The organism is Jeotgalibacillus sp. 10bf12 (assembly GCF_055597105.1).
On record NZ_CP200276.1, the window covers coordinates 533,071 to 555,181 of the forward strand.

Annotated in this window: 15 protein-coding genes; 8 read left to right on the forward strand and 7 right to left on the reverse strand. The window is 42.7% G+C overall.

Annotated elements, in window-relative coordinates:
• Positions 1 to 2 precede the first annotated feature (2 nt).
• Positions 3 to 1,496 carry a GGDEF domain-containing protein gene (locus DH10bf12_RS02450; protein ID WP_471737034.1) on the reverse strand — a complete coding sequence of 498 codons (1,494 nt, stop codon included), beginning with the start codon at positions 1,494 to 1,496 and terminating at the stop codon, positions 3 to 5.
• A 233-nt stretch (positions 1,497 to 1,729) separates the two neighbouring features.
• On the opposite strand from DH10bf12_RS02450, the gene ytaF reads away from it, so the two are divergent.
• A complete protein-coding gene (ytaF, locus tag DH10bf12_RS02455; RefSeq protein WP_471738174.1) occupies positions 1,730 to 2,347 on the forward strand; it encodes a sporulation membrane protein YtaF in 618 nt (205 codons plus the stop codon).
• Positions 2,348 to 2,428: 81 nt separating this feature from the next.
• A complete protein-coding gene (locus tag DH10bf12_RS02460; protein WP_471737035.1) occupies positions 2,429 to 3,409 on the forward strand; it encodes a sodium:calcium antiporter in 981 nt (326 codons plus the stop codon).
• 43 nt (positions 3,410 to 3,452) lie between these two features.
• Here DH10bf12_RS02460 and rlmN read toward each other — a convergent pair whose 3' ends face one another.
• Complete coding sequence (rlmN, locus tag DH10bf12_RS02465) at positions 3,453 to 4,514, reverse strand: dual-specificity RNA methyltransferase RlmN (protein WP_471737036.1); 1,062 nt, start codon at positions 4,512 to 4,514, stop codon at positions 3,453 to 3,455.
• Between the two features lie 193 nt (positions 4,515 to 4,707).
• Here rlmN and DH10bf12_RS02470 point away from each other — a divergent pair, with 193 nt between their 5' ends.
• Positions 4,708 to 5,817, forward strand: coding sequence for a glycerate kinase (locus tag DH10bf12_RS02470; protein ID WP_471737037.1), 1,110 nt, complete (start codon positions 4,708 to 4,710; stop codon positions 5,815 to 5,817).
• A 78-nt stretch (positions 5,818 to 5,895) separates the two neighbouring features.
• On the forward strand, positions 5,896 to 6,882 hold the full coding sequence (locus DH10bf12_RS02475) for an LLM class flavin-dependent oxidoreductase (protein ID WP_471737038.1): 987 nt from the start codon (positions 5,896 to 5,898) through the stop codon (positions 6,880 to 6,882).
• A gap of 187 nt (positions 6,883 to 7,069) precedes the next feature.
• Here DH10bf12_RS02475 and DH10bf12_RS02480 read toward each other — a convergent pair whose 3' ends face one another.
• Positions 7,070 to 10,741, reverse strand: coding sequence for a chitobiase/beta-hexosaminidase C-terminal domain-containing protein (locus tag DH10bf12_RS02480; RefSeq protein WP_471737039.1), 3,672 nt, complete (start codon positions 10,739 to 10,741; stop codon positions 7,070 to 7,072).
• A gap of 272 nt (positions 10,742 to 11,013) precedes the next feature.
• Between DH10bf12_RS02480 and DH10bf12_RS02485 the strand changes: the two genes are divergently transcribed.
• Positions 11,014 to 11,379, forward strand: coding sequence for a PH domain-containing protein (locus tag DH10bf12_RS02485; protein WP_471737040.1), 366 nt, complete (start codon positions 11,014 to 11,016; stop codon positions 11,377 to 11,379).
• Between the two features lie 34 nt (positions 11,380 to 11,413).
• Here DH10bf12_RS02485 and DH10bf12_RS02490 read toward each other — a convergent pair whose 3' ends face one another.
• Positions 11,414 to 11,998 carry a TetR/AcrR family transcriptional regulator gene (locus DH10bf12_RS02490; protein WP_471737041.1) on the reverse strand — a complete coding sequence of 195 codons (585 nt, stop codon included), beginning with the start codon at positions 11,996 to 11,998 and terminating at the stop codon, positions 11,414 to 11,416.
• A 162-nt stretch (positions 11,999 to 12,160) separates the two neighbouring features.
• On the opposite strand from DH10bf12_RS02490, the gene DH10bf12_RS02495 reads away from it, so the two are divergent.
• The 3 genes from DH10bf12_RS02495 (at position 12,161) to DH10bf12_RS02505 (ending at position 17,954) form a co-directional block, all read left to right on the forward strand.
• The gene (locus tag DH10bf12_RS02495; protein ID WP_471737042.1) at positions 12,161 to 13,057 is read left to right on the forward strand and encodes an ABC transporter ATP-binding protein; all 897 of its coding nucleotides are present in this window, start codon (positions 12,161 to 12,163) and stop codon (positions 13,055 to 13,057) included.
• Complete coding sequence (locus tag DH10bf12_RS02500) at positions 13,054 to 14,658, forward strand: ABC transporter permease (RefSeq protein ID WP_471737043.1); 1,605 nt, start codon at positions 13,054 to 13,056, stop codon at positions 14,656 to 14,658. Before DH10bf12_RS02495 ends, DH10bf12_RS02500 begins: the two co-directional genes overlap by 4 nt.
• 131 nt (positions 14,659 to 14,789) lie before the next feature.
• Positions 14,790 to 17,954 carry a hypothetical protein gene (locus tag DH10bf12_RS02505; RefSeq protein WP_471737044.1) on the forward strand — a complete coding sequence of 1,055 codons (3,165 nt, stop codon included), beginning with the start codon at positions 14,790 to 14,792 and terminating at the stop codon, positions 17,952 to 17,954.
• Between the two features lie 41 nt (positions 17,955 to 17,995).
• On the opposite strand, the gene DH10bf12_RS02510 is transcribed toward DH10bf12_RS02505, so the two are convergent.
• The 3 genes from DH10bf12_RS02510 to DH10bf12_RS02520 are packed head-to-tail and all read right to left on the reverse strand — an operon-like array spanning position 17,996 to position 22,076.
• Positions 17,996 to 19,414: a glycosyltransferase family 2 protein gene (locus DH10bf12_RS02510; RefSeq protein ID WP_471737045.1), complete on the reverse strand. Its 1,419-nt coding sequence runs from the start codon at positions 19,412 to 19,414 to the stop codon at positions 17,996 to 17,998.
• Entirely contained in the window at positions 19,414 to 20,448 is a 1,035-nt protein-coding gene (locus DH10bf12_RS02515; RefSeq protein ID WP_471737046.1) for a HEAT repeat domain-containing protein, read from the reverse strand. The genes DH10bf12_RS02510 and DH10bf12_RS02515 overlap by 1 nt, the downstream gene beginning before the upstream one ends.
• Complete coding sequence (locus DH10bf12_RS02520; RefSeq protein WP_471737047.1) at positions 20,448 to 22,076, reverse strand: GGDEF domain-containing response regulator; 1,629 nt, start codon at positions 22,074 to 22,076, stop codon at positions 20,448 to 20,450. The genes DH10bf12_RS02515 and DH10bf12_RS02520 overlap by 1 nt, the downstream gene beginning before the upstream one ends.
• Positions 22,077 to 22,111 lie beyond the last annotated feature (35 nt).

Consider the following 22,111-nt stretch of genomic DNA (forward strand, 5'->3'; position numbering starts at 1 on the left):
TTCTAGACCTCCTGCCTGACTGCTACGCGATTTTTACCATGCTCTTTTGCCCCATAAAGCGCCTGATCAGCAAGCTCCACCACATCAAATGGATCCATGGAACCGTCAGACGCAGCTACCCCCAGGCTGACAGTCAGCTTTCCGCCCGGTTGCAATTCACCTTTCGGAAAAGCTGTTTCTTCCACTCTTTTACGAATTCGCTCAGCTACCATCATTGCCTGATCTTTTGCAGTACCCGGCAGTAAAATCACAAATTCTTCTCCCCCAAAACGGTAGGCAAGGTCATCTCCGCGCAGACTCGTTGTGATCACTGATGCAAGCTGAACAAGCACCTCATTCCCCAGCATATGACCATTTGTATCATTATAGTTTTTAAAGAAATCAATATCTAATAGAATAATAGAGAAAGAACGATTACAAAACCCTTCAGATAAAGACTGCTGGAATGCGCGCTGATTATAAAGATTTGTCAATCCGTCCTTTAAAGCCATTCTTTCAACTGACTCATACTGGCTCGCCTGCTGAAGCGCAATCGCTGCCTGGGTAGCTAATGGCGTAATGATATCGACATCGTGCATATTCAGCGGCTTTTGATTGACAAGGTTATCAATAATCACAACACCTGACTTCTCCCCATGATGGATTAGCGGAAGCACAACAAACTCCTTTAGGTTGAGCGTGTAATGAAAATGCATCATCAACTCATCCGATTCATCAATTTGCTTGACCAGCATCGGATGTCCTGTATTCATCACATTGGTCAGGAAGCTTTCCTGAGTGAGTGAAATCGTCATATCCTGTACAATTTCATTTAACAGCTGATCAGATTTTTCTTCTTCCTTTTTATCAATCAGATCAGTAAGTCCATAACGGTTCATCGTGATATTTTCCCAGATTCCAAACCCTTCTTCAGCTTTTATGGGTCCTGTCGCCATAATCCCTTTTAACACATGACGGTCCTCTCCCAGCAAAAAGATCATCGCACGGTTATAGCCAAGCCCGTGCCCGGCAGTCATAGAGGTTAAGATCGTTTCAAGCAGACGTTTTGTATTAAAGGTTTGCTGCATCGCCTGACTGACGTCTTTTGTCACATTCAGCTGCTTTGAATTGACCGTCAGGATTTTGAGCCAGTGATCGCGCTGACGACGAAGTTTTCTGACGTAAAACCTGACTGCGTATACAGATGTGGCAAATAAGACATAGGCAGCATAAACGCTGAATTCAAAATGCCCTGTAATTATCCATAAATAAATGGATGCCAGCACTGCAGCGATCATCCCTCCACTGAAATGGAAGCTTATAACGGTTGCAGCAATGACGAATAGTAACAGCCAGTGCGTATGTGAAGTTGATACAAGCCATTGCTCAATCAGAACCAGCAGCACTGTAGCCAGAACGAATATTAATCTATTTATATATCCACTAACGAAAAAGCGAAAGATATTAGCCAGAAAAGCCACAATTATAAAGGCTGAAGTTAAAAACAGTTCATCCATCGCCGTTCCCCCTAAATAGGTAAAATGTCATATTTTTATTATACGTTAACAAGGAATAATGAATCAATAAAAAAGAAAAAGATGGGTATTCATTTGATCAAAAAGTCAAAATGAGTTTAATATCCAATCACTCTTTCCTGACTTCTCTCACAATATCATGCTCATATCATACAATAGGCTAACACTCTTTTCAGGGAGATGAGGCTTTGCTTTTTATAGCAGGTAAAATCCTGTTGATTCTCGCAATCAGTTTAGACAGTTTCGGAGTCGGCATCTCTTATGGCCTGCGCCGAATTAAAGTTTCACTAGTCCCATTACTGACCATAATGTTCTGCTCAGGAGCGATGGTGTTTATCTCAATGACGATTGGATTACGCATGACATCTTTAATATCTGTTGAAATCATTGAAATTTTTGGAGGGTCCATTTTAATTTCAGTAGGATTAATCAGCATGTGCGGGAAGCTGATATCTCACCCTTCTAAAAAACAGCCTCATGCTGCTTCTCACCAATATAAAAAACACAGTTTGATCCACAAAACGAAATTAATCATAAAAGTTCTTAAAAAATCAGCTGAAGCTGATATCGATCGAAATGGCGAGATTTCCTTTCAAGAAGGTTGGTTATTAGGGATTGTCCTGGGAATAGACGCTTTTGGAGTTGGACTCGGTGCAGCATTACTGGGGTATTCACCAATCCTCACCGGTATACTTATCGCTATTTTAAGTGCTTTATTTGTGTTTCTCGGAATGAGATCAGGTTTTTATCTGGCAAGATGGCGATGGACACAAAAAATGTCTTTCCTCCCTCCCGCCCTGTTAGTTGGAATTGGTGTATTTTATATAATTTAAAGCCTGGTGAGTACTAAATTTACAGATTGATTAATAAAATCTGAAAGAATGAATGAATAAGAACGAAGAAAGGAGGAAAGAATGGTTTATGTAATTTTTTTATTTGCAGCGATTATTACTGTACTCGCAGCAATTGAACTATCAAATCATGCAGATCGATTGAGCGATAAAACTTCGATGGGCGGTCTAATGATTGGCACTCTGCTTCTTGCTGGTGCCACCTCGTTACCGGAAGTCACCACAAGCTTATCAGCTGTTTTTATTGCTAATCCTGATATTGCAGTGGGTAATATGCTGGGTTCTAACTTATTCAACTTATTTATTATAGCGGGCTTTGATTTGTGGTATCGAAAACAAAAAATATATCAACTTGCAGATAGCTATCATCTTCACACTGCTCTAATTGGTCTTGTGCTTTCTGTGATGATCGTGATTACGCTGGAAAAAGGAAGTGAGTTCACGTTTTTCGGCGCAGGATTGGGTTCATACTTAATCCTTTTCATTTATATCGTGGGAATGATGATCGTTAGTAAGATCTCAGATACTGAAAACTCCTCCTTAACGGCTCCCACTCAGGAAAACAATAAACAACCAAACGACCTCTCTGTCAAAAAAACTATTTTAGGGTTTATCTCAGCTGCGATCATTATCATGTTCGCAGGAAGTCTTTTATCAGTATCCGGCGATCGCATTTCAGAAATCACAGGGCTCGGCTCAACCTTTATTGGTAGCTTCCTCATGGCTGCCACTACGTCACTACCTGAAGCTGTAGCAGTTTTAGTTGCATTGCGGTTAAAGAATATTAATTTAGCCATTGGTTCCATATTAGGGAGTAACATGTTTAATATGCTGATCATTGTTATGACGGATTTCGCATATCAGAACGGATCAATCCTGATACACGTTTCCCCTTTCCATGAGATCACCGCAGCTGCAATTGCGATGATGTCTATTCTGATCATATATTCACTTTTACATGTTAAGCGATCATTTTACACAATACCTTCATTGCTGATTGTGTTATGTTATTGTATCGCCAGTTATTTTTTATATAATGGATAAAATTAAATACATAAAAAAGCTGGAGAAATTCTCCAGCTTTTTCTTATACTGCTGACTTCTTAATCTGTTTGCTTCGAAGCTGTCCGCAAGCTGCATCAATGTCAGTACCATGCTCTTGACGCACAACGCAGTTAATACCGCCTTTTTTAAGCGTATCGTAGAACTTCATGATATTTTCCTGCTTGCTTCGCTCATACTGGATATGCTCATCAACCGGATTATAAGGAATCAGATTGACGTATGCCAGGTGACGCTTGTTATAAAGCATTTTCGCAAGCTGGTGAGCTTCTTCCACATGATCATTTACGTCATGTAAAAGGATATACTCAAACGTAATTCTGCGATTAGTCTTTTCAAGATAGTAATCGATCGCTTTCATCAGCGGCTCGATTGGGTATGCACGGTTAATCTTCATAATACGCGTACGCAGTTCATCGTTAGGCGCATGCAGAGATAGTGCAAGGTTTACCTGAAGGTCTTCATCTGCAAAGTCATAAATACGGTTCGCAAGACCACTTGTTGAAACTGTGATGTGACGCGCACCAATTCCAAGACCTTTAGCCGAATTCACAACACGCAGGAAGCTCATGAGGTTATCATAGTTATCGAATGGTTCTCCGATTCCCATGACAACAATATGACTTACGCGGTCTCCATCGCCTTTTTCATCCATATACTTCTGAACACGCATAATCTGTTCAACGACTTCACCGCTTGTAAGGTCACGGCTCTTTTTCAGTAGACCACTTGCACAGAATGTACACCCGATATTACAGCCGACCTGTGTTGTTACACATACTGACTGACCATATTTCTGTCTCATCAGTACTGTTTCAATCAGATTTCCATCATGCAGCTTAAATAAAAATTTTACAGTGCCGTCTTCTGAATCCTGACGAATCTGAAGATCCAGGGTCTCAATGACAAAGTTCTCCTCAAGTAAATCACGGCATTCTTTATTGACGTTTTTCATATCTTCAAAAGTTGTGACTCTCTTACGATAAAGCCAGTCCCAAATCTGTTCTGCACGAAACTTCTTTTGACCATGTTCCATAAGCCAGGCAACAAGTTGCTCCAACGTTAATCCATAAATGGAAGTTTTCATTTTTACCCTCATTTCGAAAATGACATTCATCCTTCATTGTACGATGGGTACACCAATAATTGCAAGGGATTATACAAAACAAATCATAAAAACTTATAATTTTCAAGTATAAAATGATTATAATCAGAAATTTCTTTTTATAATACTCAGCTGATACAATAAAGCCAACTGATTGAAAGAGGAGCTGACCACAATGAAAATCGTCATCGCACCCGATTCCTTTAAAGGAAGCCTGAGTGCTGCAGAAGCAGCGCTGGCAATGAAAGAAGGTTTTCAACACGTTTACCCTGACGCTGAATACACCTTGATTCCAATGGCAGATGGCGGAGAAGGAATGCTTGAACCATTTACATTTAAAAAAGCAATTGTACCGGTTGAGATATCAGTAAAAAATACATATGGGCATGAGAAGAAAGCGAAGATCTGTATCGATGGTGACATCGCCTACATTGAATCAGCTCAGGCTGTTGGGCTTCCGGACTTCAAGCCGGAGGAACTGAATCCGATTCAGTCCACTTCATATGGCGTTGGTGAAATGATTGGCTATGCACTGGATCAGGGTTGTAAGAAAGTGCTGATTGGCCTCGGCGGAAGTGCAGTGAATGATGGCGGCGCAGGACTTCTTGAAGCACTTGGTGCACGTTACACTTATACAGATGAGTTTGATGGTGTTGTGAACCTCGGCCGTCTCCCTTTTATTCAGCGTGTGGACCTGACAACACTGGACCCGCGGCTGAAGGACATAGACCTGTTGATTGCCTCTGATGTGAATAATCCTCTGACAGGAAAAGAAGGCGCAACAGCCATTTTCGGACAGCAAAAAGGCGTTCAGCCTGAAGACATTCCAGTTTATGATGAGTGGATTGCACAATTTGCAGCGCTGACTGCCGCTGAATGGATTGATGCCCCCGGAGCCGGAGCTGCAGGCGGAATGGGATTCGCACTGCTCGCTGCCGGATGTCAGTTCGCACAGGGCGCAAAGCTGATCGGAGAGGAAATGGGTCTTCCCGATGCAGTGAGACAAGCAGATCTAATTCTGACTGGTGAAGGAAAAAGTGACGAGCAGACACTTTATGGTAAAGTTGCTCATTATGTAGCTGAGCTCGGCGCAAAAAATCATAAACCTGTTATTTTATTATCAGGCAGCCTGGATCATGAAGCTGAAGAGCTATTGAGCTTATTTACTGCAAGCTTCTCTGTGATGCATAATCCCTGTACGCTGGATTATGCAATCGCCAATGCAAACACCCTTACCGCTAAAAGGGCTGCTGAAATCGCTAAATTGATTCAGCTACAAGTGTGAGTACGTGAGCAAACCTGATGCAGATGAAGGACAGATCATGACATAATTGAGTCATTGAATCATGAGGAGGACTCAGTCATGAAACTTGGTATTTTAGATCAGGTGCCTATGCCTCAAGGTGCAAAACCATCTGATGTTCTAAATAACACTGTGGAATTGGCTACTTTCGCCGAAAAACTCGGATACAGCCGTTACTGGCTTGCAGAGCATCATAATACGAACGGCTTATTAAGTGCAGCCCCTGAGATTCTGATGACGCGGATCGCCTCAGCAACTGAGTCAATCCGTGTAGGGTCAGGCGGCGTCTTACTGCCTCAATACAGCCCTTTAAAAGTAGCTGAAACATTTAAAACAATAGAAGCATTATTTCCAGGCCGCGTTGATCTCGGTGTTGGCAGATCTCCCGGCGGCACAGAACGGACACGCGCTGCATTAACCGACAGCCGCGAGAGCATGATGAGCGCATTCCCAAGGCATCTGGATGACTTATATGGATTTATGCATAATGAACTACCGAAACAGCATGAATATAGAATGGTAAAGGTTACACCAAGATCGGGCAGTGCCCCTCCAATGTGGGTGTTAGGCCTCTCTCCCCGGAGCGCGAAGCTCGCAGCAGAACGCGGACTCGGCCTGACATTCGGGCATTTTATTAACCCGGATAAATGGGAGGAAACACTGCGCATATACCGTGAGCATTTTAAACCTGGTCAATTTGCTGAACCGGCTGTAAATGTAACTGTGTTTGTCGTTTGCGCTGAAACGCAGGAGGAAGCTGAACGCCTTGCACTGACACAGGATATGTGGCTGCTCGGGATTGAAAAAGGGGACTCCCAGGTCCATTCGCCTGAAAGCTTGAAGGATCGGGGGCTGACAACCGCAGACCTTGAAAAAATCCGCCACAACCGCAGGAGAATGATTATTGGAACACCTGGAAAAGTGAAAGCTTCACTTGAAGAGCTGAGTGAGAGGTACCAGACGGATGACTTTTTATTGATTACGAATATTTATTCCCTTGAAGATAAGAAGAAATCTTATGAGCTTATTGCCCGGGAAATGCTGTGAACCGCTGATTAGGCGGTTTGTTTATTTAGTCCGGTTGAGAGATAGGAGACCGCACCTGCTTATTTATGCTGAAAACCATTAGTTGAATCACCACTCTCAATCATTGAACGGTTACGCCTCCCCTTAGGCAACAGGTGTCTAATCTAAAAACCCCTGAAATCGCTAGAGCGAATTCAGGGGTTTTTCATTATGAAGCTTTTTTGCTTTTACCTTTCCCTTTACCCTTACCTTTACCAGGCTTTTCAACTTCAAGCTCAATCTCGTTACCTTCTGTATCATAAAGCGTTACGCCAGCTTTTTTCGCAGATCCGCGAAGCTCAAGCCTCTGGATATTTTCTGCTCCATTGATCACTTCCACATTTTTGTGCTGGATAATAACTGTATTTACTTCGTTTCCTTCAAAATCGTACGCTGCACCTGCTTCTTTTGCATGAAGTGCAACTTCAAGATCTCTAAGCCCTTCACCTTCAAAGCTTACGTTTGTGCCTCGAACCAATATTTTATCAACCCTCATTCCTTTTTCAGCAACAATATGAACATTGTCTTCAAAAATACCTAGGTTCTTTTGCTTATAATCAGCAAGGTTAACCACTTTCTTTTCGGGCTGTGGTTCTTCAGTCTTAAAACTGATCTGCGCTAATAGTGGATCATGGTCAGATGCACGCCCGTGAACTTCCATGAAGTCAGAGTTAATATGAACAATATCAAACTCTGTACGGTCTGCAAGGTTGTTACTCACAAGAATGTGGTCAAGCACCTGTGCATTTCCTTCATAGTTGTAAGTATAACGCTCTTCTTTTTCCACTCCATCAATCAGATTTGTCAGTTCTTCACCCTTCAATGCTTCAAGCGGTGCAGAGAATTCAAAATCATTCATATCCCCTGCAACGACAATGTTTGCATCAGGTGTCTGTGCCTGTACATCCTGAACAAAGCTGTTGATAATTGCTGCGAGTTCAACACGCTCAGCTTCACTGCCAAGGAATGGCGGCTGATTCTGACCAAATAGCGGCTGGTCCCCACCTTTAGAGTTCAGGTGAGTTCCTACTACAATGACTTCTTCGCCATTGAACTCAAATTCAGCTACAACAGGCTTACGTGTATTCGGGAATTCTGATGGTGCAATACGTCCAGGGTTCAGCGTCAGTTCGCCGTCCACAATTTCAATTGCATCATTTGCTCCACCCTGCTCTCCTTCAGTCAGCTGAACGCGTTCAGGGTTGTAAAGGAAACCGTTACGGATGTTACCACCCGGCTGTCCGCCGTCCTGCTTATCTTCAGGAGCCACTTCAGTATAAGCATATTCAGGGCCGCCAAGCGCGATAATATCATCAATCAGACGCTGAGCACTTCCCTCACCTGAAACAGTTCCATCATCTGTAGGACCATTTGTATCCTGCACTTCTGTCAGCGCAATGATATCCGGTGATCCAAGATCATTAATAAATGAATCAGCAATACGCTGTGCTTTTTCATCACTTGTATTAGAAGTATTTGCTGAGAAGTTCTCAATGTTATAAGAAGCAATTGTCAGCTCATCTTCTTTGTATTCGATTGTTGTAGAATCAGGCTCAAGTCCGCCATCTGTAAATTCAGGCTTCTGACCTTTTCCTGCAAGCACTTTATATTTTCCAAATCCGTAGCTCATTACACCAATTGCTGATGTAGTCAGCTCATCCCCTGTTTTCACAACAAAGTTATCATCATCTACATCGATAAATACACGCTCAGGGTTAAAGTCATCAGGCTTTACAATTGCACCGCCAGCCTGTGTATAAACTTCATCGCCTTTATTCGGAAGTACTGCAATTTCTCCGTATTTCTGAGGACCGCTCGCTGTACCGTCAGCTACCTCAACGCGCATACCTTCAATACTTTCATAAAAATCAATACCATCCTCTTCAGGATCAAATTGTGCAAAGTTATCATTATCAATCACTTCAGTCGGTACGTCGATTCCATTTTCCCCGCCAAGGACGACCGGTTCAGGAAGCTCAACACCTGAGGCGATTTTATTGATATTTGTTGATTCAATCTGCGTGACAGGGAGGTCATTGTCAAAACGGTCTCCGTACCCTTCAACAAAGAATTCAAGTACCGTTCCGCTTACCTCTACATGTTCACCTGCAGATAGTCCATGACTTCTTTGATATACAAGAATACCTTCTGACGTACGCGGGTCATCATCCGGAGTCAGTGACTGCATGTAAAAGCTGCTGCCATTTACTACGTAGGTTACGATTCCCTCAACATCAGGTACAGCAAGACCTTCATAAGGTGAAAAGTGCTCTGCTGCCTGTATATCATGAATGTTAATATCATCTGTCTGTAGCACATAACTGAATTCAGCTATATCACTTGCTGTCATACCTTCTTTTACAGCCACTGCTTTAAGGTCAGTGTTTTCAGTGATCGTTACGCCACCTTCATAAAGTGTGCTGTCTTCAGTCGGTACTGAACCGTCTGTTGTGTAATAAATTGATGCACCTTCAGTTTCAGTTGAAAGTGTAACTGTACCACCTTCTTCTACAAACCCGCCTGCAGGATCAGCTTTAACAGGGCGAACCTGGTTTGTATCAAAAATAACATCATTTTCAGAACGCGGAACCAGCTGATACGTTCCTCTGAATTCGCTGACTACGCCATTTACGACTTCATACGTACGGCCAGTCTGGATATCCATTTCTGATGCCGGACGAATGACAAGATCGTTGCCAAATTCATCAGTGGCATAGTAATTACCGCTGCCCGAAGAAGCGATATTTACATTTGAAGCAGTGACAAGTGTTCCTTCAAGTGCTTCACTAAGACCAGTTTCAGGAATCGGCTGTGGAGCAGGTGCTTCTTCCTGTCCAGTCACAATAACATCTTCAGCTTCAGCTGCAATTTGTGCAAGTCCATTGTAATCCTGAAGCTCACCGTATACAGAAATGATATCGCCAGGGGCAACATCTGCTGTTGATCTGACAACAATACCAGTTCCTGCATTCTGCATATAAATGTTGTTTGCGCCACCCTGGTTAAATACAGCACTTACTGTACCAGTTGTTGACACAATTGAACCTGTTTCCTGATTTCTAACGTCTGCAATACTTTCTTCAGTGACAACCGAATACTCATATGTTCTGACGTCACTGTCATCCAGTCCGTCTGCAGAAGCGTATACGTCAAATGTTGTATCTTCAGTTAGTGTAAATGGAGTGGTATATGCTTCATACTCACCGCCATTTTGAGAAACAAAGATTTCTGCATCAGCAGTTGAAGTAGAAAATGCTACTTCTGTTCCTTCAGCTACCTGACCTGCAGGCACGCTTGACTGAACAGCCGATACTTTAGTTGGATCTTCGTAGGAAGTCCATGTGATGTTGTCGACAGTCAGCTGTCTGTTAGATCCGACTTTCTTAAACTGAAGAACAAATGGTCCTTCAACATCCAGATTATCTAAACTGTAGTTAATTTTATCTCCGCCAGCTAAAACATTTGGCGTTGTGCCAACAAGTACGTCATTCACATAAACTTCTAGTTGACGAGCATTTGTTGAAGTGAAATCTGCTTTAACATCTAAAGAAAGTGATGAAATTCCTCCATCAACCTCAGAAGAAACTAAAACACTTCCAGCATCACGGAACATCAGTCCCTTCCCTTCAATAGAAGTAGATGCCCTTCCACCTGTATAATCCCAAGTTACGCCGTTATTCCCTTCAAATGAACCGTCCAGATAAGATGAACCGGTCTGAGTCCAATTATCAAACGTCTCTGTAAAGCTTGCCGCTTTTGACACAGATGAAAAAGGTGTCAGCAGGCTGAATACCATGACTAAAGCTACAAAAACAGCAAAGTGCTTTTTGTAAGGCTGCATTAATGTATTACCTCCTGGTTATGTATTCGTGCAACGTTAATACTAAAAGAAAAGTTTGGATTTCTCCACAATATTTAGAATCTTTACAAATAATTAATAAGAAAGTCCCTGTAAGCGGATTCATAATACATTCTTTTTACTTATGTAACATCCCCTTTTCAATCCGACTACATTTAAGATCGATCTTTAATACATTTCGTTTCTGTAATCCAATTTTTGGGGGTGACGTCTCGATATGACTCTATTAATATAGAGGTAAGGAGGCTGATACAATGGCAGATTTAACAGCAATGATGAACTGGACGTTTCTTGAAGAAATAGCTGTGCCCGCCGCTCTTGAAGCGCTGCTTGTTGAAGGGGAGGAGGCGAAGGTCGCTTACAAAACTGTACGTGATACCGCAGTGATTACGAATAAACGACTGCTCATCGCCGACAAACAGGGCATCACCGGTAAGAAAGTGGAGATCTATACAATTCCTTTTAAATCCATTGATATGTATTCATCTGAAAACGGCGGCACGTTCGATCTGAACGCTGAGCTTGAACTGTGGACAAGGTCCGGACGCTTTAAGCTGAATGTAAACAAAAAAGTGGATATTAGAAAGCTTGACCGTATTTTAGCAGAAGCGATTTTATAAAAATACGCCCCGGCGCTAATGCCAGGGCGTATTTTTATGATTTTTTTCCAATAATGCCGTAAAAGAAAATATTTGTGATGTCCTCTGTCAGTGGAAGGATACGCTCGTAAACTTCTTCACGCTGAAGATAGTCCTTCATCATCTGTATATAAAATAAAATTGCTTCATCAGACAGATTCTGATCTACATACCCTTCCTTTTTCCCTTCATCAAACAGCTGAATGAAATAAGGTAATGCTTTTTCAGCATAAACCTGCTCGATATAGTTACCTTCTTGCGCGTATTCTTTCATCAAATACTGGTAAAACTCAGGATGGATATTTGTTGATACCTGCTTTTTATTAAAAATCAGACCTTTAATTTTTTCAGGAAAAGTAACAGTGCTGTGCACAATTTCTTCAAACTGATTTGAGGCCTGATCCACGTAATATATAAATACTTCATGTATGAGATTATGTTTGCTTTCAAAATAATTATAGATGGTCACCTGTGACACCTGGGCTTTTTTTGCAATATCTGAAATCGATACCTTCTGAATCCCAAGCTCACTGAACAGCTCCATTGCCGCCTGGAGAATATGCTGTTTCTTTAACTCACGCCGCCGCTCAAATCCATTCATGCTGTCACCTCTTTTCTAATATCCTTTATCATCAATAGTGTAATAAAATTTATGAAATATAACAACGAATTGATTTCATAAAGTATTGTATTTTAATTTAAAAAGGTATATTATGAAATATATAAACATTAATATTTCATAACTTTCAAAGGAGGGTCACTTATGACCATTCTTCAAATTGATCATTTATCCAAAAGTTTCGGTAAATTCCAGGCACTGAATGATGTAAATCTTTCTATTCAAAAAGGTGAAATTTTTGGCTTCATCGGGCCAAACGGAGCTGGTAAATCCACGACCATCCGTATTCTGCTCGGCATTCTCAAATCAACTGCAGGCAGTGCTTCTATATTCGGGATGGACGTCTGGAAGGAGTCAGTTGAGATTCATAAACGGATTGCTTATGTCCCTGGAGATGCGAATCTCTGGCCAAACCTGACTGGCGGTGAAGTTATTGATCTGTTTTTAAAGCTTCGGGGCAGCAAAAGTACAGATAAAAAGCAGGAACTGATTGAAAAGTTTCAGTTAGACCCTACGAAGAAGTGCCGCACTTACTCAAAAGGAAACCGGCAAAAGGTTGCGCTGGTGGCTGCTTTCGCTTCAGATGCTGAGCTGTTTATTCTTGATGAACCGACTTCAGGGCTTGATCCATTAATGGAGCGTGTATTTCAGGAATATGTATTAAAGGCGAAAGCAGAAGGAAAAAGCGTCCTGCTTTCAAGTCATATCTTATCTGAAGTGGAGCGCTTGTGTGACAGAGTAGCAATTATCAGGCAGGGTGAAATTATTGAATCAGGCTCACTCGAAGATATGCGTCATTTAACAAGAACAAATCTAATTGTAGAAACAAAAGAACCACTTAATGGAATCAGAGAAATCCGGGGCGTCCATGAGGTTGTTGAAACTGAAAAAGGAACATCTTTACAGGTAGATGCTGAAGCGCTGGATGATGTGATAAAAAAAGTTAGCACACTTGGCATTCTCAGACTCGAGAGCACCCCACCGACACTTGAAGACCTATTCATGCGCCACTACGAAGGGACAGGAAGTGATCAGTCATGAACAGGAAATCTTTTTATCAGACTGGTGCACTTGTCAGGTTTTATTTGCGTACTGACCTGTTCAGACTACTCATCTGGATTCTTTCCATTACGGCGCTGACGATGCTGACTGCTTGGGCATTTGAAGACCTATATCGGTCAGAAGCTGAGCGTATGGCAGTGGCTGAAACGATGAGAAACCCTGCAATGACGGCGATGGTTGGTCCTGGATATGGTCTGGAAAATTATACAGCAGGTCCAATGATGGCCCATCAGATGCTGTTATTCACAGCAATCTTAGCTGCAGTGATGACAATTCTTTTGACCGCCAGACATACACGCGGCGATGAAGAAGATGGCCGTTTGGAAATGATTGGTTCACTTCCTGCAGGGAGACTGGCACCATTAACTGCTGTACTAATTACAATCGGAATCTCACAGCTGATTCTGGCGCTCGCGCTCGGCTTTGCTTTAAGTATACTCGGTATTGAAACTTTGCCTGCAGCCGATTCATTTTTATATGGTGCGGCAATAGGGGCAACCGGCCTATTCTTTGCAGGAGTGACCGCATTATTTGCCCAGCTTTCTGAAAGCAGTCGCGGGACGACAGGATTTGCTTTTCTAATCCTTGGCCTCGCATATATTGTGAGAGCACTTGGCGACGTCAGTAATGAAACTTTATCCTGGCTGTCTCCGCTTGGCTGGACGCTCAAAACAGAAGTATATGTGAACAACTATATCAGTCCGTTATTAATATTGATCGCCGGCAGTCTTATTTTTGCAGGAGGAGCTTTCAGGCTGCTGTTGAAAAGAGACCTTGGGAGCGGTCTGCTTCCGGCAAAGCCCGGGCGGCGTCACGCTTCTCCTCTGCTGCTCAGTCCTTTTGGTCTTGCATTCAGATTGACGAGAACAAGCATCATTGTATGGGGATTTGCACTGATGGCTATTGGCGCATCCTACGGCTCTGTGCTTGGTGATCTTGAGTCGTTTTTCGGGAGCAATGAGATGCTGAGCAATATGGTGAACCCGGATAGCGGACTATCACTGACAGAACAGTTCGTGTCAATGCTCATGGCAATTATGTCCATGATGGCTGCCATACCGGCGCTGATGTTTTTCTTTAAGCTTAAATCTGAGGAAAATAAAAATCGTATGGAAAATCTCTATGCAAGGGCTGTTTCCAGACAAAAAGTATTTTTGAGCTATCTGGCAATCGCTATTCTCTTTGGATCTCTGATGATGGTGATTGCGACTCTCAGCCTTTGGGGTGCATCTGTACCGGTAATGGATGAGCCTATGTCGTTTGGAACGGTCATGTTGTCAGGGCTGGTTTACCTGCCTGCAATCTGGGTGATGATTGGTATTGGAGCGCTTTTCACGGGATTGAAACCAGGAATTACTGCGGTTGCATGGGGTTATTTAACCTACTCCTTTCTCGTTGTCTATCTTGGTGGGCTTTTACAGCTTCCAGAATGGCCGGGCAGACTGTCACCTTTTGGTCATATGCCGCAGATACCGGGTGAGGACCTGAGTTTCACTCCACTTCTAATTTTAAGCGCTGTTGCCGTGACCTTATATGCAGCAGGCGTTTTCAGTTATAAACAACGGGACCTGAAAGGTTAATCAGATGATAGATAAGTCGTACCCACCTTTTATAAAAGGTGGGTATTTTATATTGTTTAATTATGACTTTCAAACTATTATTAACATAAGTAGATGAAGATGAAAATTTTAAAAAAGTGAGGTTCAGATGATTGAAAAAACTATTGGTTTTCATTGCAGGACTCATCATAATCGTTTCATTGCCGATCATTATATGGTTTTCAACAGATCAAACAGAATTGGATGTCAGTATCATCGATTATACGGTTCCTGACGAAAAATACCGTGAACACCACAGTTTAACCTGGCTATTGAATCACAATCATTATCAGAAAACTGATGGTACTGAATTTAATGAAGAAAATGATTATATCGGATTGAAGACAGATGAACAGGCTGAATCTGTCGACAATTATCGTTTCCCTTCTTCATTAACGGGGAAGGATTTAATTTACATTGCTGATACTTATGGCGTGTATGAGTCTGACCTGCCCTGGTCTGCAGACGTTGAGGCTACACCAGGGAGCAGCGACCTGATTGAGGGTGGGCTGATGCAGGAAGATTGGAACCTCATTAAAAATCAGGTGTTAAGTGAGGATACTGACCTTGTAATGGAGTTTAATTCTTTTGCTTCTCCCACAGCTGACAATGTAAAGCAGGATGTAATGGAATTCATCAAGGCAGATTGGACAGGATGGATCGGCCGGTACTTCCCTTCCCTCGAAGGCGAAGAAGTGCCGGCATGGATGATTGATCAATATGAGAATGCCCAGGGTGACTGGCAGTATGAAGGTGAGGGATTCATTTTACTGAACGAATCTTCGGACAGCATTCTCGTTCTTGATCACAATGATTTTGACGATACAGCAATCAGACTGAATTTTACTGAGAAAGGAAAGGAACTTTTTGACCTTGAAGATAGCCCAGGCTATCGTTATTGGTTTGATATTCTGCTCCCTCAGGATGAAGAAGACGTTGCAGCCTGGTATGACTGGTCACCAAACACAAGCGGCAGCGGGAAGCTGAAAGATGCAGGGATTCCTGATCAATTTCCTGCGGTGCTGCATCATACAAAACGACAGGCGAATATTACTTACTTCGCCGGAGACTATGCTGATGTTGAAAGTCTGCCATCATACTTCCAGGTTTCCGGTATGGCAACTGTGCAGAGATGGTTATCACCTGAAACATTTTCTCCTGATAAAAGCTTTTTCTGGCGGACAGCTGCTCCATTGATTGAAAAAACTTTTAATCTTGCAGCAGAAAAATCTAATGCTACAGCAGATCAAAGTTCAGCCAGGGAATCACAGGCTTCAATCAATGACATTTCATATCCTGCAAGAATAAACGAACAGCAGTATGAAGTTTACCGCGACAGTGAATGGCAGCCCATCACGATCAAAGGGGTTAACATGGGAATGGGTAAGCCCGGCTACTTCCCGGGAGAGGCAGCAATTACAAGAGAAGAGTATGATAGATGGTTCAAGATGATCGGAGAAATGAATGCCAATACAGTAAGGGTCTACACCCTTCACCCTCCAGCATTCTATGACGCGCTTGCTGCATACAATGAACAGGCACAAGAACCGATTTATTTGATGCATGGTGTATGGGCTGATGAAGAACCGCTAGAGGAAACGCTTGATGCTTTTAACGAAGAAAGTACCGAAGCTTTCAGAGAAGAGATTCAGCACATTACTGATGCTATTCATGGAAATGCAAATATTGACCATGTAACCGGTCATGCTTCCGGTGTATATCGGTCAGATGTTTCTCAATATGTGATCGGCTGGATGATTGGGATAGAATGGTATCCGATTATGGTTGATCAAATGAAATCGCAGTATCCTGATATGGAAGACTTTTCTGGAGACTATATTTCCACTGACAATGCAGATCCGATGGAGATCTGGCTTGCAGAGCAATTTGAATACCTTGTCAATTACGAGCTTGAAGAATATCAGAGCATGCGACCGTTAAGCTTTACGAACTGGGTTACAACAGATAACCTTGAACATCCGGCAGAGCCATCTGAACAGGAAGACCTGGCCACTGTGGACCCAAATCATATCTCTGTATCTGGTGATGTGGAAGAAGTCGGTATGTTCGCATCTTATCATGTGTATCCATATTATCCGGACTTTTTAAACCTTGAAGAAAAATACACAGAATTTATCGATCACAGAGGCGAGCCTAATAACTATGCAGGTTATTTAGCCGACCTGAAGGCAAGTCATGACCTGCCTATACTGATTGCAGAATTCGGTATCCCTGCTTCTAGAGGTAAAACACACGAAAACCCTTTCGGATGGAACCAGGGCTTTATTGAAGAAACAGAGCAGGGAGAGATCCTCTCAAGGCTGTACGAAGATATGATTCACCTTGATATGCTCGGAGGTCTTGTTTTCACATGGCAGGACGAATGGTTTAAGCGAACATGGAATACGATGGATTATGACAATCCGGACCGACGTCCATACTGGTCAAATGCACAGACAAACGAGCAGCAATTCGGTCTCCTCAGTTTTGACAGACACCTTGGAAGAATTAATGGAAAAGAAGACGAAGAAGCACAGAGTCTCGGACAATATTCCGGTCAAATCAAAGAACTGAAGGGGTTACATGACGAGCGATACCTGTACCTCCAATTAGATGTACCGGAGCTTTCAGAAGCTTTCTTTGATGATCAGTGGCTCGACCTTTACTTCAGCATAAGACCTGACAAAGGGATTGAAACCGGCGAAGGACCAGCTGACTTTAGAGCGAGATTCAAAGGGAAAGAGGCTGACCTGGAAGTAGCAGGCGATTATGATACATTTTACTTTGACTATGCTACAACGCTTGATATGATTCCGGCTAATGAAGAACCAGACGAGTTCCACCCGATCAGGCTGGCACTGAATAAGGCGTTTGTCAGACCCGACACAAACGAGCTGATACCGTTTGAGAGCTACGAAACCGGTGCATTAAAGTATGGCATTGGAGATCCTGATCACGAGGAATATGATTCACTTGCAGACTATTACTATACTGAAGATGGACTGATTGAAATCCGCATTCCCTGGATGATGTTAAATGCCAAAGATCCAAGCCAGCGGGAGTTCACCGGGGATATTCAGCAGGATGGCCTGACCTCATCTATCGAGATTGATGCGATCAACATTTCAGCTGCGATCATGAGCAGGAATGATCAAAAAGTGATTGAGCAGACACCTTTTGAGTCTTATAAGTGGGAAAAGTGGGATATCCCGCAATCTGAAGAAAGATTAAAAGATTCATATTATATACTGCAGGAATTATTTAACTCCAGTGAATAAGTAAAAGTCCGGGGCGTATTGTGTCCCGGACTTTTATTGTTTTACGCGGCTTCCTCTTCAGAAATCCCTTTTCGCTGCATATTCCCCCATGAACCTTTCTGCCGGATCGCAGCTATCAGGCCCTCACATCTCCATAAAACGGTCAGCGGACGATACCAGAATGCTTCTGTTAAAGACCAAGCGAATAGTTTCAGCAGGCTTTTGACATCCGGATATTTATGGTACGTCCATTCCTCCAGCAAAACAGCAAGGCTGGAAATTAATGAGCCGTATACGACCGTTGCAATAAACATAATGAGAGTGATTTCCCAGGAAATAAAGGCAAATAGCAGCCCGGCAATGATAATCACATAACCCAGCAATTCAAAGATCGCACTTAACAGCTCCACAAATAAATAATAAGGAAGCGCAAAAAGTCCGATCCCCTTATACTTTGGATTAAATAGCATTGATTTATGAGTCCAGAGCGTCTCTGCCAGTCCTCTTTGCCACCTTCTCCGCTGAGATCTGAGTGAACTGATCGTAGATGGCGCCTCTGTCCAGCAGACGGGATCCTGGATATACTCAATCCTCTGATCAGAACGCTCGTCTTTAATCGACTTATGCATTCTGACGATAAGTTCCATATCCTCTCCAACAGTGTTCACCTTATAGCCACCAGCTTTAATGACACGATTTTTCTCAAATACACCGAATGCACCTGATACGATCAGCAGCATATTCATTCTGCTCAAGCCCAGTCGGCCAATTAAAAACGCTCTGAAGTATTCAACGATTTGCATCAATACAATCGGCGTCTTCGGTAAAGCAATCTCTTCCACTTCACTCCTGACGATTCTGGAACCATTGGCAATCCGGACTGTTCCTCCAGTTGCCGTTACCTGTCCATTTGAATCAATAATCGGCTTCATTGTTTTCAATAGTGCATCCCTGTCTAATAAAGAATCTCCATCAATTGCTGCAAAATAAGGGTATTTTGAAAAGTTGATTCCTGCATTCAGCGCGTCCGCTTTCCCTCCATTTTGTTTCTGGATTAAAAAGAGGTGAGGGAATAAAGTTGATTGAAACGCACGCTCAACGTCAGCTGTATCAAAATAGCGGCGGATCGCCAGGTCAATCTCCTTCATTCTGAATTCAGTAATGACGCGCTCGCTCGTCTTATCAGAAGAACCGTCGTCTATCACAATGACTTCAAATTGCGGATAATTTAGTGCGAGCATCGATCTGGCCGTGCTGACAACGCCGACTTCTTCATTGTAAGCAGGTACTAATACCGAGATTGGAAAAGTATCCTTATTCATGGAAATTTCTTCAATATGCGCATCCCGATTCAGCTGACGCTCTTTTCTAATTCTCGGTCCTGCAACCATGAACATACCGATATACAGTAGAGAGACTGATGCCATATAAATAATTATGACGATGGCAGCAGTATAAACCAGCCAATTCAACCAATCCATTATCTGCTCACCCCCGTTTTTAAAGTCTGAAGCTGTCTTGCCATGTCCCTTGCATACGGGTCCTGGTGCCCTTCTGCTGCAAAGGTCAGCAGAATTTCACCATCCGGCATCTGCTTCAGTGCTTCGCATGCAGCAAATCGCACCCACCAGTTTGTATCTCCTGCCAGCTTCATCAAATCAGTAGAATATCGCGTCAGCTGCTGCAGCCCTGATAACCTCGCAGCATACATTCTTTCTTCCCACAATTCAGAAGTCAAAAATGGCACAATTTTATCTGCTGATGATATATATCTGTACTGACATAATGCCGCAAGTGCCTTGAGCCGGACTTCTTTTTCTGCATGCGTAATATGCAATTCCACATACGGCAGATGCTCATAGAAGCCTGTTTCACCAAAATAAGAAATCATACTAAGCTTTACCTGTACAGGAAGCTCCTGATCTTTCTTCAGGTTCTCTACCGACGTTGCCGGCAGCCTTCTGAAGCATTCCTTCATGAAACCAATAGAAATGGCGTCATCACTTTTCAGCATTTGAAGAACACTATCATCCCCAAATGTCGCCAGCACACGCAGTGACTGCCTGTACTCTTCATCTTTTTCTTTTAATGAAAGGTAGTGATGTTTCACATCTTTTTGAAGCACACTCATTTGATAATCTTCAATAAAGAAAAGCGTATTCACACGCTCTGCCCAGCTTCCTTTTTGCAGCACCTGCCTGTAATGATCAGCAAGAAAGCGTTCAGCGGTCTGTCTCATACGCTGCTCATTTTCAGCCCCTTTAATATTGGTGGCATATCCTGATAAGAGCTTCTCAAGCACTTTTATACGAATCAGCTTATCTGATGGCAATGAAGGTTCCAGGTCAGTCTCCCCGTCCAGATAAGCGAGATACCGGCCTAATATCTGCTTATAAATTCGATGAACCTGTTGATCATGACGGATTCCTTTTTGCTTGGAAATAGATAGATACATCAGCACAATGACCTGCAGCAGCAAAAACGCACCTGAAATCCATAAAATCACTGTGATCATTAGTTGAACATCCTTTCCATCATACGGTCAATTCTCGAAGCTACTTCCCTTACATTGAACGGCTTCACCATATAATCATCAGCACCAAGTCCGAGCGCCCTTTCAACCTCCTGATCACCCTGTCTTGCAGTCAGCATAGAAACAAGAATATTCCTTGTTCCGTAAGTTTCTCTCAGCTTTGCAAGTACTTCGATCCCGTCCATTTTTGGCATCATTCCATCGAGCAGGACCATATATTTCTTACCCGATACATACCAGTCGCCCTGCAGGAAATCTACACCATTTGAATAGGTTTTAATATCAACTGACCGTCCGCCAACTTTTCCGCGGCGCTCAAAGTGATCCTTCAGCATTTCTCTTACTAATTCATCGTCATCTACAACGATCAGCATCATTTGTTCAGTTGTCAGCTGCAGTTTAATAACTTCTGAGTATCGGACTGTACAATTACGTCCATTCTCCTTCGCAAAATAAAGAGATTTATCAGCACACTCGAGAATCTCTTTCACATGGACTGCCCCGTGCCACTCATGCAAACCTGCCGAAAAACGGACGTTAAACTCCTGATTACCTGCTGTAAATACCTGCTGGTTGAAAGCTTCGCGCCAGACCTCAACCTTTTTCTCAGCCTCTTCGTATGTTGTATCAGGTAAGATCACAGAGAATTCTTCTCCTCCAAAACGGATCAACCTTTCACCCGGCTCTTTGGTTTCCAGTATGATTTTTGCAAAAGCCTTTAATACTTCATCTCCTGCAGGGTGGCCGTAAGTATCGTTCACCTGCTTAAAATGATCAAGGTCTATCATAGCGAAAACAGCAGAATCCATTTTTCCATCAATCATTTTTTTAGTTACACTTAACACTTCCTGATCAAGGCAATCTCTTTTTAGTGCGCCGGTTAAGAAATCATTCCTGATTTGACCAAGCAGCATATTCCGCTGATAGATCCGGTTCTTTAAAAACGGGATAATAATATTTTCGTTAATCGGCTTTCCGATTACATCTAATACACCAGTTTCATAGGCCTCTATTCTTTTTGCATCCGTTAGCGCTCCACTAACGATAATAATCGGTGTTAAGTCTTTTCTCGCTTTTTTCATCATTTCACTAATTAATAACTCATCACCCTCAGATAACAAATCAAGATCCACGATCAATAAATCCGGCGATAGATCATAGTAATGTTCAAGTCCCTTTGATAGGTTCATAGTTGTAATCACCTGAAAATCATGTGCTTCTAGAAAGCCTTTCATTCTTTTAATGAACTCAACGTCCTTTTCGATCATCAGAATAAATGGGATCGCTTCCGGTTGAGGGGTCAGTTCATCCTGAATATTTTCTAGTTGCTCGATCGCAGCTGCTTCCTGATTAAACGCTGCGGTCTGCGCTGATGTAAAGAATTTCCTCCACTCTCCACCTGTTAAAATTCGTGCACCATCTTCACGCAGCTCCGCCAGAGCCTGTTCCGCCTGGTCAGATAAATCCATCAGCCCAATTGTCCCTGCGGTGCCTTTTAGTCCGTGAAAAAAACGATAGAGTTCATCTTCGGTAACGGCACCTTTTGCACCCCATTCCATTACCGTCTGTTCAATCCTTTTATTCAGCATGTCCTGATATTTTTTACTCATCTGCCCACATCCTATGTAAATGTTCGTATTTACAA

Bases quoted from the DNA above. Each gene is read 5' to 3' on its own strand.
- DH10bf12_RS02450 (WP_471737034.1), bottom strand. From the start codon at position 1,496: ATGGATGAACTGTTTTTAACTTCAGCCTTTATAATTGTGGCTTTTCTG.
- DH10bf12_RS02460 (WP_471737035.1), top strand. From the start codon at position 2,429: ATGGTTTATGTAATTTTTTTATTTGCAGCGATTATTACTGTACTCGCA.
- rlmN (WP_471737036.1), bottom strand. From the start codon at position 4,514: ATGAAAACTTCCATTTATGGATTAACGTTGGAGCAACTTGTTGCCTGG.
- DH10bf12_RS02470 (WP_471737037.1), top strand. From the start codon at position 4,708: ATGAAAATCGTCATCGCACCCGATTCCTTTAAAGGAAGCCTGAGTGCT.
- DH10bf12_RS02475 (WP_471737038.1), top strand. From the start codon at position 5,896: ATGAAACTTGGTATTTTAGATCAGGTGCCTATGCCTCAAGGTGCAAAA.
- DH10bf12_RS02480 (WP_471737039.1), bottom strand. From the start codon at position 10,741: ATGCAGCCTTACAAAAAGCACTTTGCTGTTTTTGTAGCTTTAGTCATG.
- DH10bf12_RS02485 (WP_471737040.1), top strand. From the start codon at position 11,014: ATGGCAGATTTAACAGCAATGATGAACTGGACGTTTCTTGAAGAAATA.
- DH10bf12_RS02490 (WP_471737041.1), bottom strand. From the start codon at position 11,998: ATGAATGGATTTGAGCGGCGGCGTGAGTTAAAGAAACAGCATATTCTC.
- DH10bf12_RS02495 (WP_471737042.1), top strand. From the start codon at position 12,161: ATGACCATTCTTCAAATTGATCATTTATCCAAAAGTTTCGGTAAATTC.
- DH10bf12_RS02500 (WP_471737043.1), top strand. From the start codon at position 13,054: ATGAACAGGAAATCTTTTTATCAGACTGGTGCACTTGTCAGGTTTTAT.
- DH10bf12_RS02510 (WP_471737045.1), bottom strand. From the start codon at position 19,414: ATGGATTGGTTGAATTGGCTGGTTTATACTGCTGCCATCGTCATAATT.
- DH10bf12_RS02515 (WP_471737046.1), bottom strand. From the start codon at position 20,448: ATGATCACAGTGATTTTATGGATTTCAGGTGCGTTTTTGCTGCTGCAG.
- DH10bf12_RS02520 (WP_471737047.1), bottom strand. From the start codon at position 22,076: ATGAGTAAAAAATATCAGGACATGCTGAATAAAAGGATTGAACAGACG.